We start from the raw sequence: 15,063 nt of genomic DNA, 5'->3' as shown, positions 1-15,063 counted from the left end.
ATTTAGACAATAGAATTAAGGCTGGAATTAATATGGATGGGTCACTGTATGAAGTGGAGAATCGAGACGTTATCAACAAGCCGTTTATGTTCATAAGATCAGGAGTTTTCAAGGGATGGTTGGAAGACTTTAAAAGCAATACAGATTCGGATAACGAAGTGATTAAACAACTTACAGATGAGCTGCACATAATGAAAAATGTAATCCATCATCAGGGAAATGTGATTTATGTAGAAGGAACTGAGCATTTCAATTTCACAGATCTTCAATTCTATTCTCCATTGATTAAACTGACGGGAATCACGGGAGATATCGATGGAAAAAGAGGCTCATGGATCGTAGATCAATATGTACTTGATTTTTTCAATAAGCATCTGAAAGGAACGGGTGGAAACCTTGTTCAAGGTCCGAGTGATATGTATCCTGAGGTGAAATTTGTGGAACCAGGGGATCTGTAATCAAGTCTGTCTGACGGATCGTTAACACCGAAATATATTTTACTTGTTCATGTACTGTTCATATAGACGTCATGAACAGTACATCCTGATTGATTATGTTTGCTTAAGATCCAAAGGTATGGGTCTAACAACCAATCAGGAGAAGATGTGAATGGGACCACAAAAGAAGCTGAGAATGAACATGAACAAGGTCATGAATCAATCGCAACGTTGAGTCTGGTGATCACCTTGTTAACACCTTGGACAGCCATCGCCGCACCAGCTGTTCTTAATAGCAGTGAGCGGATGTATGAACCAACCAAGAAAACGGTGATGGAGAAGGCTCGTCTGCTTACCGATACATATGGGATAACAAGTATGCAGTATGCTCTCATTGATCATGGGGAAATAGTAGTTTCGGGTCAGACAGGCAGGAATGATCAGAAGGGAGAGGTCCCGCTGACATCGGATACAATCTATGGCATCGGGACGACCAGCAAAATGGTTGTTACAGCTTCAGTAATGAAACTGGTTGATGAAGGGAGGGTGAATCTGGATCTGCCTGTGACGAACTATATTCCCGAGTTTAAGATGAAAGATCATCGTTACCAGCAAATTACACCACGCATGCTGCTTAATCATTCTGCTGGTCTTCTGGGTACTTCAGGTCACAATGCAACCCTGTATCGGGATAATGATACATTTGCACAGGATACCTTTCTGGAACAATTGGCTGGGCAGCATCTGAAGGCGGAACCAGGTGATTATTCTGTGTACACTAACGATGGGTTTACTTTAGCTGAACTTCTGGTAGAAAGAGTCAGCGGCATGAGTTTTACAGCATTTATCCATAAACACTTTACAGAGCCGTTGAAAATGGAGCATACGAGAACACCACAGGATAGGGTCAGCCCGGCAGACATGGCGGGAAACTATTCACCGCTGTTTGAAGGGCAGCTTCCACAAGAGAATTATAATATTATTGCCTCAGGAGGCATCTATTCTACCGCTGAGGATCTTGTGAAATTTTCGCAAATCTTTACAGGAGAAGTTAAGGGGATTCTTTCAAGCCAATCCGCACAAGCCATGGAGCAAAACGAATACAAACGAGGCTTGTGGCCGGAGGATAGCGATACCTCAATATCTTATGGATTAGGATGGGATAGTGTGAGCCTGTACCCATTCAGTGATTACGGCGTCAAGGCGGTTACAAAAGGTGGAGATACGGTATCATACCATTCTTCCTTGGTTATTCTTCCAGAATATAATCTGGCCGCAGCCGTCACTTCTTCGGGAGACACGAGTGTACTCGATCAGACTATAGCCAGCGAGTTATTACTCAGCGCATTTGAAGCCAAAGATATCATTAAAGAACGCAAGCCGGCAAAATCCTTTGGCACACCCGTGAAGGCGGACATGCCAGGAGCGTTGTTGAAATACACGGGGAATTATGGTGGTAATAAACCTGTAATGAAGGTGGATATGAATGCAGCCGGACAATTGCTGATTTCTTCCGATTCCGGTCGTTCTTCTGATGAGTACATCTCCACATCGGATGGAACATTTGTAAACAAGGAAGGCACGAAAAAATTAAAGTTTGTTGAAGAATCAAACGGACATGTCTACTTATGGTCTCGATCGTATTTGTCTATACCTGAGGTAGGACAGCTCGCTTTCTCCGAATATACGGCACAGAAGCTTGAAAACAACGAGTTGTCCAGCGAGATTCAGGCGGTGTGGGATCAGCGCGAAGGGAATAGGTATTACTTGATCAATGAGAAGTATACTTCCACAGCATACCTGCATGCCTCAACCATCATTCCTTTCCATATAGACAAGGAGGTTCCTGGATATGTGGGAAGCAGCCGGATAGTTGGAGCCAGTCGTGCAGTGAACCAAGTCCAAATCCCTGGTCTGGCAGGTAGAGACACGATGGATATGCATTTCTCCAGGCAGAACGGAATCGAGTATATCGAAGCAGGAGGTCATGTATACGCCAGCGAAGAGACAGTTCAAGCGATGTATGGCGGCAAACAATCGAGGGTCACGGTGCAGCCTGATGGTTATGCTCGGTGGTTTTCGGTACCCGCAGCAGCCAAAGGTAAAGTTATGACGGTAAAGATGCCTGCAAACGCTGCCTTTGCGGTATATGACCAGACAGGGGTTTGTATAAATCATACGGTGGTTAGTGGTAAAAATGAGGTGGTCTTGCCTGAAAACGGACACGTGACATTTGCAGGAGATTCTGGCGCTGCATTTGAAATTTTTTTAACAAACGCTGAACGATAGATCCTCAACCAACGTTATTCAAAAAGAACCTCAGCCAATGTTAACTCGAGGCCATTGAGTCAGATTGAAAAAAATACCTCAAAGCTTTCTCTATATTATTAGAGAAGGCTTTTGGGGTATTTATTTTGAAAATTTATTCTCGCGATGCTGTAGAATGATCAAATTCGATATGCTGCTGCTGCAAATGTTCTTCTTGATAAGAAGGAAATAACAGGTTTACATCTTTTGGAAGGATGTATACAATTGTAAACATTGATGTCCTATACGCTGCAGAGCGAACATACACAACTAAATATGAATGTAGAGAGAGAGTGAATAGGAATGCTTCGTCGTTTTTTTTCGTATTATCGACCTTACAAAAAATTGTTTCTGATCGACTTTGGCTGCGCTGTATTCGCAGGTCTGCTGGAGCTCGCATTCCCGCTCGCCGTAAGTAAATTTATTAATGAACTGCTGCCAGGACAAGATTGGCCGCTGATTCTGCTCGCATGTATCGTGCTGCTGTCCATCTATGCGCTGAATACGGTATTAAACTATGTCGTTACCTACTGGGGACATATGCTGGGAATCAACATCGAAACGAATATGCGGGAGAAAATGTTCGCCCACCTGCAGAAACTTTCCTTCCGGTTCTTTGATAACCGCAAAACAGGGCATCTGATCGGTCATCTCACGAATGACCTTAACGATATTGGCGAGGTGGCTCACCATGGACCCGAGGATGTGTTCATTGCCGTAATGACACTGATCGGATCGTTCTGGCTGATGGCCAATATTAATCTGGAGCTGGCTTTACTGACCTTTATCATCATTCCGATTATGGCCTGGGTTATTATTGTGTTCGGGGGCCGGATGACCAAGACGTACCGGAGGCTTTTCGGCGACGTGGGTAACTTCAATGCTCGTATTGAAGACAACGTAGGCGGCATGCGTGTCGTGCAGTCTTTTGCCAACGAAGAACATGAGAAAAAGCTGTTTGCTGTAGATAACGCCAATTTCCGTCTTACCAAGCTGCTCGCTTACAAAACGATGGCGAAAAGCATCTCGGTCAGTTATATGATGATGCGCCTGGTAACCGTATTTGTGATGATCAGCGGGGCATGGTTCTACATTGACGGCAGAATCAACATGGGCGATTTCATGGCGTTCCTGCTCCTGTCAAATATCTTCTTCCGTCCCATCGAGAAAATTAACGCCGTGATTGAGAGCTACCCGAAGGGCATCGCCGGCTTCAAACGTTATCTGGAGATTATTGACACAGAACCTGAGATTGCGGACCGCAAAGATGCGGTTGAACTGCATGAGGTGAAGGGAGATATCCGCTTCGAAAATGTTTCGTTTGGTTACGAATCAAGTCGGCGCATCCTGAATCAGATCAGTTTGTCGGTTCGTCCGGGGGAAACGGTAGCTTTTGTGGGGCCTTCCGGTGCAGGGAAAACAACCATTTGCAGCCTGCTGCCGCGCTTTTATGAGGTGCAGGAAGGAAGAATCACGGTAGATGGTGTGGACATCCGCGACATTAAGCTGCATTCGCTGCGTAAGCAGATCGGAATCGTACAGCAGGATGTGTTCCTGTTCTCGGGGACGATTAAAGAAAATATCGCATATGGTGACCTGACCGCAACCAAGGACCAGATCTGGGAAGCGGCCCGCCGCGCTTCGTTGGAAGAGCTGATTCTGAGCCTGCCGGACGGCATGGATACGATCATTGGGGAACGAGGAGTGAAGCTGTCTGGTGGGCAAAAGCAGCGGCTGTCCATCGCCCGTATGTTCCTCAAAAACCCACCAATTCTGATTCTGGATGAAGCGACTTCTGCGCTGGATACCGAGACCGAAGCGCTGATTCAACAATCTCTCGCTGAATTGTCTGTTGGCAGAACAACTTTGGTGATTGCTCACCGGCTGACCACAATTAAAAATGCGGATCGCATTATTGTGGTGAACGCCGATGGAATCGCGGAACAAGGTAACCACGAGGAACTGGTTGCTGCCGGAGGTATCTACAGCCGCCTGCATCAAGTGCAGTATAATCACTCGTAGGTCAAGCGGGAAAGATTCATGGTTGAGTGATCAGGACACATCAGGTGATGGAAGAAGGTTGACTTTCAGTCTGATAAAGCTTCTATGAAATGGGTCAGATGAATGTTTCACTTCATTCGTTCCGGTTTTTTTTATTAAAGGTATAGAGCCGCGCAGCTGCGCGGCTTTTTTTGCATTCCAGGTTGTGAGGTAAATAATGTTGACAGTGTCCACAATCCTGATTAATATAATGTTGACAATGTCCACTAAAGGGGAGGTCTTGCGATGAACTCTCAGCATATTCAACCGGAAGTATTGGCTGACATGCGGCGGTTTAACCGTTTTTATACGAATATTCTTGGTGTGCTTGATAAGCATATTCTCGGGACAGGGTATTCTTTTGCCGAAGCACGGGTCATTATCGAGATTGGCATGCGCGGAGAGAGTATCGCGAACAATCTGGTTGATACACTCACGATTGACCGCAGCTATATGAGCCGAATTGTAAACAAATTGACCAAAGAAGGGCTGCTGATCAAATCTGATTCTGCTGAGGACAGCCGGGCTAGTCTGATTCGTCTGACGGACAAAGGACAGGTGCTGTTTGCCGAACTGAATGATCGATCCGATCAGCAGATATTGAAATTAATGCAGAACCTGAGTGAAGAAGAGATTCATGAGGTCTATACCTCCATGATGAACATCCAAGAGAAGCTGAACAAGAAGGCAGGAGAGACAACACGATGATACGATTTGAATGTGATTATAATGAAGGTGCACACGAACGAATTTTGCAGCGTTTGATGGAGACAAATCTGGAGCAGACCAGCGGTTATGGCACGGATGCTCATTGCGAGCGTGCACGAATGCTGATTCGACAGGCTTGTGATCATGAAGAGGCGGATGTACATTTTCTCGTTGGAGGTACGCAGACCAATACAACGGTTATTGCATCCATTCTCCGGCCTCATCAAGGGGTCATTGCAGCGGTATCCGGTCACATTGCTGTTCATGAGACAGGCGCGATTGAAGCAGCGGGGCATAAAGTGCTTACGGTTCCAAGCCTGGACGGCAAAATCACCGCAACACAGGTTAGAGCGGTCTATGATGCACATGCGCAGGAATCATCACCAGAGCACAGTGTTCAACCCGGCATGGTTTACATATCTCAACCCACCGAAAATGGTACGATGTACAGCAAAGCTGAACTTGAAGCGCTGTATGCGGTGAGTCAAGCATGTGATTTGCCATTTTTTATCGATGGAGCACGCCTGGGTTATGCCCTTGCATCTAGAGATTGTGATATGACGATGGCTGATCTCGCACGCCTGTGCGATGTGTTCTACATTGGCGGGACCAAGATTGGTGCGTTAATGGGCGAGGCGGTTGTCATTTTGAAAGATGCGCTGAAGCGTGATTTCCGTTATATTATCAAGCAAAAGGGCGGTCTGCTGGCTAAAGGCAGATTGCTTGGTATTCAGTTTGAGACGTTATTTGAAGATGGTCTGTATCTGGATATTTCGCGTCATGCAGTGGATATGGCTTTAAGAATTCACGATACCCTTGAGCAGCAAGGGGTGGAATTCCTGTACGCTTCTCCAACGAATCAGCAGTTCCCTGTCCTGCCTAACGGCTTGCTGGAACAGCTTCGCGAGCACTATACGTTTACATTCTGGGAAAAGGTGGATGACTCCCGCAGTGCAGTTCGTTTTTGCACCAGTTGGGCGACCCGTCAAGAAAATGTGGATGCCCTGACTCATGATATCGTGAAGCTGCTGCAAAAAAATGATAATCAGGTTCAAATCGCTGAAGCTGCTGAACCGTTTGCGGAGTTACAGACAGCGGCGATGGTTTAAATGCTAAAAGCACTAATCCTATCCAAGATCAGCGCAGGAGAGTATGACAGCTTTCGCGATAATTCTGATTGAAGAGGAGCGCACTGCGTGCTGGAAGATGTATGCGGTTAGAATCTAGGTGTGTTTTGCAGGGGATATCCGGCCTGTAGGGCACGCCTTTTATTTTTGCGTCAAAAGTAAGCAGCAAATGTCCCTTAATAGCGGTTGTCGGAATGGGCTGTTGGATCATGGATTGACATCATGCTCAAAGTAATTTAAGTTATTATAGACACTTTATGTCTCTAATATAAAGGAGAGATGTTATGAGCACGGAAGAACAACCCTTCCCGAAGAAAACTTCACAAACGATCCAATCCGCACAATCTATTTATTCCATACAAGCGATGCTCCCCTCACCATCCATACCGCTCTTATCCCTGCTGCAGCCATCTCCAGGAGAACGTATTCTGGATTTGGGATGTGGGAATGGCGTACTAACGGCTAACATTGCAGCAGCCGGAGCGATGACCACCGGAATTGATATTTCAAAAGAAAGCATCGCGCAAGCTGTAGAAAAATATCCGGAGCTGGATTTTCAGACAGCAGATGCCGCTCATTATCGCCCGCAGCAGCGTTATGATGCTGTTTTTTCTCATGCTTCACTGCATTGGATGGCGGATGCCCCAGCTGTCATGAAAACGATACAATTGGCATTAAGACAAGGAGGACGTTTAGTCACCGAATTTGCCGGTAACGGTAATACATCCATCATTCTTCATGCGCTTCGGGATGAGCTGCTTACTCGGGGATACACATGGGAAGGTCGGAGCCCGTGGTATCATCCCAGTGTGGGTGAATTCTCCAGTTTGCTGGAGCAGCATGGATTCCGAGTGTTATTTATACAGCATACCGACTCGCTTAGGCCGTTGAAACAAGAGGTCCGTCAATGGCTCCGCGGCTTTGCTCCGTATCTTCTCCGAGATATTGAAGCAAATGAGCAGGAGTCGATCATGGAGGTTGTCGAAAATAAAGCAGCGCCGCAGCTTTTCCATGGAGGGCAGTGGAATTTGGACATTTCCAGACTACGAGCAGTTGCGATTAAGGTTTAATCTACAGAGGGTTCATAGGATAGATAACAAATGATAAAAAAGATCGACGCTGCCGCATGACTGCACACGCCTCAATCAGATAAGGACGATAAAGGTCCCGATTTGAATCTGAAATAACTCATAAACAAGTTAGAAACAAGCACGAAGGAGAAGATCATGAAAATAGAGAAGCCCAAGCTGCAGCAGCAGCTGCTTGAAGCTGAACCGGTCTATGCCTTGGAATCAAAAACAGAATACAAGGACAGGTTGATTGAGAATATTACACTGGATCTGCAGGAAGTGAGCAAAGTATCGTTTGAAAACGTCTTATTCCGGCATGTGACTATACTGGAGTCGACACTTGAACATTGTGAATTTACGGACGTTCGGTTTGAACACTGTGACTTTTCCAATGTAAATTTGCAGGATTCGTTTATGCATCGCACCCAGTGGTTAAATTGCAAACTCGTGGGTACGGACTTCTCCGGCAGTCGATGGCAGAATGTCAGCGTTTTGCAGAGCATATGTGACTACAGCAGCTTTAGGTTTGCCCATCTCAAGCAGGTGGAATATGCCGAGTGCAGCTTGGCTGGTGCGGATTTCGCCTATCTGAAATTGCAGAAAATCGCACTGAGCTTGTGCAAGATGGATCAGGTAATTTTTACCGGAACAGCGATGAAGGGCATGGACTTGAGTGACTGTGATTTCGATGCGCTTCTTCTTACGCTTGAAGATCTGGCCGGTTGTGCCATTGCACCCCACCAAGCAGCATCTTTTGTCGGATTAATGGGTCTTATAATCAAATGAATTTCAGAGACGTATACAGAACCTTTATTTAATGTTATCCTTAACTGTTACGTGTGACATAAATATTCGTTTTATGTATAGATGAGCGTAAATGAAGGAGATAACATGACATTTCAGGAATTAAACATCATCCCTCCGATTCTGGAAGGATTGAAAAAAGCAAATTACAGTAAACCAACTCCGATTCAGGAGCAGTCCATACCGGCTGTGCTTGCGGGCCGGGATTTACTTGGTTGCGCGCAGACCGGAACAGGCAAGACAGCGGCATTTTCAGTACCGATCATTCAGTTATTGAGCGAAGGCAGCCAGCGCAAACAAGGGACACCACTCGATAAAAAGGCCAAATCCGTTCGTACGATTCGCTCGCTTATCTTGTCCCCGACCCGAGAGCTTGCCATTCAAATATCAGATAACATAAAAATGTACAGCAAGTACACCGATATTCGTTCCACAGCCATTGTGGGCGGCGTATCTCAGAGAGTACAGGAGCGTGCACTGCAGCAGGGGGCGGATATTGTCATTGCTACGCCTGGACGCTTGATGGACCTTGTGAATCAGAAGCAGATTAATCTGAGCAATGTGGAGATTCTTGTGCTCGATGAAGCCGACCGTATGCTGGATATGGGCTTTATCCACGATGTGAAACGGATTATTGCCAAGATGCCCAACAAAAAGCAGACCTTGTTTTTCTCGGCAACGATGCCGCCGGAAATTGTCAAGATGGTGCAGACGCTGCTGGTGAACCCTGTCAAAGTAGAGATTACGCCAGTATCTTCAACCGTGGATCGCATCAAACAATCGGTATATTTGCTGGAGAAGGGCAAGAAACAGAGCATGCTGAATCACATTTTGCAGGATACCTCAATTGCTACTGCACTGGTGTTCACACGTACGAAACGTGGAGCTGATCGGGTTACGCGGGATTTGGCGAAAATAAACGTAACGGCACAGGCCATCCATGGTAACAAATCGCAAAATGAACGCCAGCGGGCACTGAACAATTTTAAAAGTGGTGTGACTCGTGTACTGGTAGCAACCGATATAGCGGCGAGAGGCATTGATGTTGAGGAACTGACACACGTCATTAACTTCAATCTGCCTAACATTCCGGAGACGTATGTTCACCGTATTGGCCGCACGGGGCGGGCCGGGAAAAGCGGGATGGCGATTTCGTTCTGTGAAAAGGACGAGCTTCCATTCTTGAAAGATATCGAGAAAGTTATCAAGAAATCGATTCCTGAAGTGAAGGATCATCCTTACCCGATGACCAATACTCCCGTGTATGCGCAGATGAGTTCGAAGTCGGCATCCGGCGGAAATTCAGGATTTAATCGTCCTGCTGCGGACAAACCGGGCAAATCCAAGAAAAACCCGGCGCGCAAGCCAAAGTCGGAGTGGTTCACTAAGCGGGACAAACCGGCATCTGCTGGTAAATCTGGAGATCGCCATACGAATGGTTCAAGCCGGGCACGAAGTGAGCAGTCTCATGCCAAAAATCGACCTTTATCTGGTACAGCGCGTACATCGGATCACAGCCAAACCAGCAATCGCTCTTCGTATCAGGGCCAGCAGCGCCGTGCAAAATCGCAGCGTGATCAAGCCAATTAACAGAGGAGTCAGACGACAACATTTTCAATACATTTTAATAAAATCACAATAACTACAGAGACCAATAGAGCTGTAATATGAATACAGCGAAGCAGATGGGTACTTCAAAAACCTGCCTTCCCCAATCTTTGGGGAAGGTTTTTTTGCTATGTAATGAACTGCATTTACATACAAACATACATTCGATAATATAGGATACAGAGGAGAAAGGCTGAAAGGGGGAGAGAAGTTGGTAGAAACGATGATGAACTACTGCCTTGCCAAAAAAGGTGCCGTTAAAGAATATCCGTTCGGACCAGAAACGACGGTCATCAAGGTAGCAGACAAGATGTTTGCTCTTCTGTTTGAAGGAAATGGAGAGAACAGCCGCTTGAATCTGAAGTGTGATCCCGTGATAGCCGAAAATCTGAGAGAGCAGCATGAGGCGGTTAAGCCGGGTTACCATATGAACAAAAAGCACTGGAATACCGTGATGCTTGACGATACGCTGTCAAGCGAGGATATCTATGCGATGATTGACCATTCCTACAACCTTGTCGTACAGAAGCTGCCGAAGAGGATTCAGGAGACGCTGAGCGAATAAGATAAGGAAGACCTGCAGCATATGGAGCAGCGCTGCTTTCTACCATGTGGAACAACGACAAAGGAGTGATTCGGAATGGACCAACAGCAGCAGATCGCCATGGTTCAACAAATGCGACAGCACAGTTCAGGGGGAAATCAATCCCTTCAACCAAGCAGTACATATGATGTGACCGTTAACGAGCAGTACATCACTACCTCCGCTGGAGAGACGCGGATACTGATTTACCAGCCTAACCGGAAGCAGGAACAAGCTTCAGCGCTGCCTGTTTTTTTTAACATGCATGGGGGCGGATTCGTACTGGGACAAGCTGACGGGGACGACTCGTGGTGCCGTTTGATTGCAGATCGCGCAGGATGTCTGGTTGTGAATATTGATTATAAGCTGGCTCCTGAGCACAAATTCCCGACGGCAGTCCATGAGTGTTATGACGTGGTGAAATGGGTTCACACCCATGCAGGTCAGTTCTCCGCAAATGCTGATCTGTTTGCAGTTGGGGGCCACAGTGCGGGAGGAAATCTGGCTGCAGCGGTATGTTTGCTTAACCGGGATCGTGGAGATCAGCTTCCAATCCGGCTTCAAATTATTGATTACGCCGTGCTCGATCTGGCTTCAGACCCGGCGGAGAAACCTGATTTTCCAGAAGCGATTCCAGCAGAGGTTGCCAGAACATTTAACGCGATGTATCTGAACCAACCGGAGGATGCCCGGAATCCGCTAGCTTCGCCAATCCTTGCTGAGACTTTCTCGGGACTGCCAGAAGCCTTGATTATAACTGCAGGCAGGGATTCGCTTGCTCAAGAAGCACGTACATATGCTGCGAAGCTGGAGGCGAGCGGGGTGAAGGTAACCCACAAAGAGTACGAAGGTGCAGCACACGGTTTTACACATCAGGGCGATATTCAGATCGCTGAGGACGCATGGTATCTGATGAGCGACAAGCTGAAGGACGCTTTTAGTCGTGCAGGTATCTGACATGGAACGATCATGTGAAAGCCGCTAGCAGACCGTTTTCACATCATCGAGTTAGCATTAATCAGGTCAGCATCGATTTTTAGTACGCTCAATCAGCAGAAATATAGAAGATATAATGAAACACCTTCGGAGGATGAAAGCCGCCAGCATGCAGCGGAATGATTCATCTCCTAAGGTGTTTTTTTCTATGAAGTTATAAAAAGTTCCTCAAACGGGGCTTCTGAGTACGCAGCCGTCTTAATAAAATATAATAAAATATACAATCCAGTGAGAGAGCTCGTTATCAAGAAACAGGACGTGAATTTTTTATATGGACCAATATCATTTTGAGGATTACAACCTTTTCATAAAGGGTAAGAGGTGTTAATTAGAGGAAATCCTAACCAAAAATCAGGAGGTTCATATGAATTCAAACAACCTTTCGAGTGATATCGCCATTCTTGGCATGGGAACAGCGCTGCCTGCACATGCAGTCAATCAGCCTGATATCGCAGAGCTTATAGCTGCTTCACTGCAGGACCGCCCGGACTTGGCCCGCTTTGCCAAGCGTATTTTCAGATCCTGCGGCGTAGAGACACGTTACACGGTAGAGCCGAGTTACCTTGGTACACTGGAGGAATGCCGTTATCTGCCCTCCGCTGAACATACGAATATTCCGACAACCCGTGAACGGATGGATACATATCAGCGGGAAGCATTTCCGCTGGCGGTCAAGGCTGCGGAGCAGGCGATACAGGATGCGGGAATATCGCCGGAAGGGATCACACATATGATTACCGTCAGCTGTACCGGACAATACTTGCCGGGACTGGATGTGCAGCTGATTCGTCATTTAGGATTACCTGCACGAGTGAACCGACTGCCGCTGATTTTTCAAGGCTGTGCAGCAGGACTGAAAGCAATCCATATGGCGCGGGATGTCGTTCAGGGTGCTCCGGGATCTCAGGTCTTAATCGTCTGCGTTGAATTATGTACACTCCATTTCCAGCCGGTTCAGGATCGGGAGGCGTTGTTTGCCGCATCTTTCTTTGGGGATGCGGCATCCGCATCCATAGTAGGTACCCCTGAAGCGAAGCATAGAGACTACTTGAGTCTGGGAACCGGATATTCCGTGCTCCTGCCGGATTCGACGGAGGATATGACTTGGGAAGTAGCCGATTACGGTTATGATCTGTATCTGTCTCCCCGAATTCCGAAGCTGCTTGGTGTACATTTGGAGGAAGAATTACGACTTCTGCTGCAGGGTGATCCGTTCCCCGAACTGTGGGCGATACACCCGGGCGGCAGAGGAATTGTAGACTCTGTTCAGGAAGTGATGAATCTGAAACAGGAACAGACCAAGTACAGCCGGGATATTTTGAGAGATTACGGTAATTTGTCTTCCAATACCATTCTGTTCGTGCTTCAGGCGATACGGCAGGATATGAAAAAACGTGAAGAATCATCCGCATCAGGTGTAGCGATGGCCTTTGGTCCCGGACTTACTGCCGAACTTATGAAATTCACGTATGTTCCGGCTTTAACACCAGTAACGGAGGATCAGGATCATGTCCTTCTTTAGAACGCTGGGCAGCCGAGCGAAGGAAGATGAGCTGATGGATGACTTCTCGATGGGCGGGGAGGAATTGCGTGAAGCGCTGCGGCATCTGCGGCGGCTGAACAAAATATTTGCTGCGCCGGGTCCTACCGTATCAGGTGTAGCGAAATTATGGCATTCCATCGGCAGACCGTCTGTGCTTTCACTTTTGGATGTCGGCGCCGGATCTGGAGATGTAAATCAGAAACTGCTGCAGTGGGCGGCGAAGCAGGGGATTGAGATGCAGATTACACTGGTAGATCTGACCGAAGAAGCTTGCGAAGAGGCCAGACAGCTGTTTCGGAACGAGCCGCGTGTACAGGTGGTGCGAGCGGATCTCACTGCACTGCCCGATGCGTCTGCGGATATTGTGACGGGCTCACAGTTCATTCACCATTTTGAAGGCGAGCAGCTTGTGGATATGGTTACTCATATGCTTCGAGTTTCCCGATACGGCGTCGTAATTAATGATATTCATCGTCATACGGTGTCTTATAAGGCAGTGTGGATTACAACAAGATTAATTTCACGCAACCGCTATATTCGTCATGATGGGCCGCTGTCGGTTGCCAAGGGATTTACGGATCAAGATTGGCAGGAACTCAAACGGCAGCTCAATCATGACACCATGACATATGAATGGAAACCGTTATTCCGCTACTCTGTGGTAATTCCACAGATGGGAGGTGCAGTAAGGTGACAATATCAATGGATGTCATCATCATTGGAGCAGGAATTGCAGGAAGCGCCTGTGCAATTGAGCTGGCTCGGCAGGGCTATCGAACGCTGCTGCTGGATCGTCAGCAGTTTCCGCGGCACAAAACATGCGGGGAGTTCATGTCACCCGAAACAAGGGAGATGCTGGAGCATCTGGGTATTCATCTGCTTGATCATGAGGTGGAACCAAGCACCATGGATCATGCCAGAATTACGATGTCGGACGGGGGGGAGATTGAAGCACCTCTACCTGGATCGGCGTACGGTATAAGTCGATACGAACTGGATCAACTGCTCCATCGGCAGGCGCAGACTGCCGGTGCCGAAATCATGACCAAGGTGAATATAACGAACATCCAGCAGCTTGATAACCATCGTTATGATGTCGAGATTAAGCGGGAAAATGAGGAGATGCGTTATCAGGCCAAGGTGCTCATTGCGGCCCACGGCACCAAAAAACTGCGAGGAACCAGCAGTGCAGAAGGGCTTCGAGATGAGACGATCTATGTCGGTGTCAAATCTCATTACAAGGGGATCAGCGTACCAGCGAGAGTAGAATTGTACTTTTGTCATGGCGGCTACGTCGGAATCTCTCCGATTGAAAAGGATACGGTTAACGTGGCGGCATTGTTGACACTGGATTCGGTACAGGGAAGCGGGAAATCCGTACCGGAGATTTTGAAGGCGGCAGCTGCGACAAATACGGGTCTTGCAGCCATTCTGGCATCAGGTGAGCCTGTTGAGGGAACTCAGGTATCTGCTGCTCCGCTGCAGCTGTCCAATATCCCCGAACCCTGGTCGGACTATCCGCATATTGGCGATGCGATGATGATGATCCCGCCTCTGTGCGGAGACGGAATGTCTATTGCCCTTCGATCTTCAATCCTGTGCGCCCGGTGGAGCGGTGCTTACTTGAAAGACGAGATTGACTATGCCGCGTGGCAGAGCGAGTATACGCTGGAAGCCAATCGCGAGTTCGCGCAGCTGCTTCGAAGAGCCAGAACGATTCAGAATCTCGCTTTTGCCAAAACAAATCGCTTTTATCCGGCTCTGGTTCGAATGTTTCCCGGGTTGGCGGCATATGTGGTGAAAGCTACGAGACTGTCGGAGATGAAATAAGATAAGAAAA

Annotated in this window: 13 protein-coding genes; all 13 read left to right on the top strand. The window is 47.4% G+C overall.

Features of this window, described 5'->3' with window-relative positions:
* Positions 1-32 precede the first annotated feature (32 nt).
* The 13 genes from ABXS70_RS12615 to ABXS70_RS12555 all read left to right on the top strand — a co-directional run bounded on the left by ABXS70_RS12615 (position 33) and on the right by ABXS70_RS12555 (position 15,053).
* Complete coding sequence (locus ABXS70_RS12615; protein WP_366296142.1) at positions 33-458, top strand: hypothetical protein; 426 nt, start codon at positions 33-35, stop codon at positions 456-458.
* A gap of 285 nt (positions 459-743) precedes the next feature.
* Positions 744-2,726 carry a serine hydrolase domain-containing protein gene (locus ABXS70_RS12610; protein WP_366296634.1) on the top strand — a complete coding sequence of 661 codons (1,983 nt, stop codon included), beginning with the start codon at positions 744-746 and terminating at the stop codon, positions 2,724-2,726.
* Between the two features lie 321 nt (positions 2,727-3,047).
* Positions 3,048-4,766 (top strand): ABC transporter ATP-binding protein, encoded by a 1,719-nt coding sequence (locus ABXS70_RS12605; protein WP_366296140.1) that lies wholly within the window; start codon positions 3,048-3,050, stop codon positions 4,764-4,766.
* 264 nt (positions 4,767-5,030) lie between these two features.
* Positions 5,031-5,492, top strand: coding sequence for a MarR family winged helix-turn-helix transcriptional regulator (locus tag ABXS70_RS12600; RefSeq protein ID WP_342555915.1), 462 nt, complete (start codon positions 5,031-5,033; stop codon positions 5,490-5,492).
* Positions 5,489-6,601, top strand: a complete 1,113-nt coding sequence (locus ABXS70_RS12595) for a beta-eliminating lyase-related protein (protein ID WP_342555916.1) — start codon at positions 5,489-5,491, stop codon at positions 6,599-6,601. The genes ABXS70_RS12600 and ABXS70_RS12595 overlap by 4 nt, the downstream gene beginning before the upstream one ends.
* Positions 6,602-6,903: 302 nt before the next feature.
* Positions 6,904-7,689, top strand: a complete 786-nt coding sequence (locus ABXS70_RS12590; protein ID WP_366296138.1) for a methyltransferase domain-containing protein — start codon at positions 6,904-6,906, stop codon at positions 7,687-7,689.
* 156 nt (positions 7,690-7,845) lie between these two features.
* Positions 7,846-8,475 carry a pentapeptide repeat-containing protein gene (locus tag ABXS70_RS12585; RefSeq protein WP_366296136.1) on the top strand — a complete coding sequence of 210 codons (630 nt, stop codon included), beginning with the start codon at positions 7,846-7,848 and terminating at the stop codon, positions 8,473-8,475.
* 105 nt (positions 8,476-8,580) lie between these two features.
* Positions 8,581-10,083, top strand: coding sequence for a DEAD/DEAH box helicase (locus ABXS70_RS12580; RefSeq protein WP_342555919.1), 1,503 nt, complete (start codon positions 8,581-8,583; stop codon positions 10,081-10,083).
* A 229-nt stretch (positions 10,084-10,312) separates the two neighbouring features.
* The gene (locus tag ABXS70_RS12575; protein WP_342555920.1) at positions 10,313-10,666 is read left to right on the top strand and encodes an MmcQ/YjbR family DNA-binding protein; all 354 of its coding nucleotides are present in this window, start codon (positions 10,313-10,315) and stop codon (positions 10,664-10,666) included.
* Between the two features lie 75 nt (positions 10,667-10,741).
* Positions 10,742-11,641 carry an alpha/beta hydrolase gene (locus ABXS70_RS12570; RefSeq protein ID WP_342555921.1) on the top strand — a complete coding sequence of 300 codons (900 nt, stop codon included), beginning with the start codon at positions 10,742-10,744 and terminating at the stop codon, positions 11,639-11,641.
* Positions 11,642-12,044: 403 nt separating this feature from the next.
* Positions 12,045-13,202 carry a type III polyketide synthase gene (locus tag ABXS70_RS12565; RefSeq protein WP_366296133.1) on the top strand — a complete coding sequence of 386 codons (1,158 nt, stop codon included), beginning with the start codon at positions 12,045-12,047 and terminating at the stop codon, positions 13,200-13,202.
* Positions 13,189-13,917, top strand: coding sequence for an SAM-dependent methyltransferase (locus tag ABXS70_RS12560; protein ID WP_366296131.1), 729 nt, complete (start codon positions 13,189-13,191; stop codon positions 13,915-13,917). Before ABXS70_RS12565 ends, ABXS70_RS12560 begins: the two co-directional genes overlap by 14 nt.
* Entirely contained in the window at positions 13,914-15,053 is a 1,140-nt protein-coding gene (locus ABXS70_RS12555) for an NAD(P)/FAD-dependent oxidoreductase (RefSeq protein ID WP_342555924.1), read from the top strand. Before ABXS70_RS12560 ends, ABXS70_RS12555 begins: the two co-directional genes overlap by 4 nt.
* Positions 15,054-15,063: the final 10 nt, after the last annotated feature.

Origin of the sequence: Paenibacillus sp. AN1007 (assembly GCF_040702995.1) — a bacterium.
GTDB lineage: Bacteria > Bacillota > Bacilli > Paenibacillales > Paenibacillaceae > Paenibacillus.
Note: the sequence above shows the minus strand (reverse complement) of the source record. Positions and strands in the feature narration are given on the sequence as shown.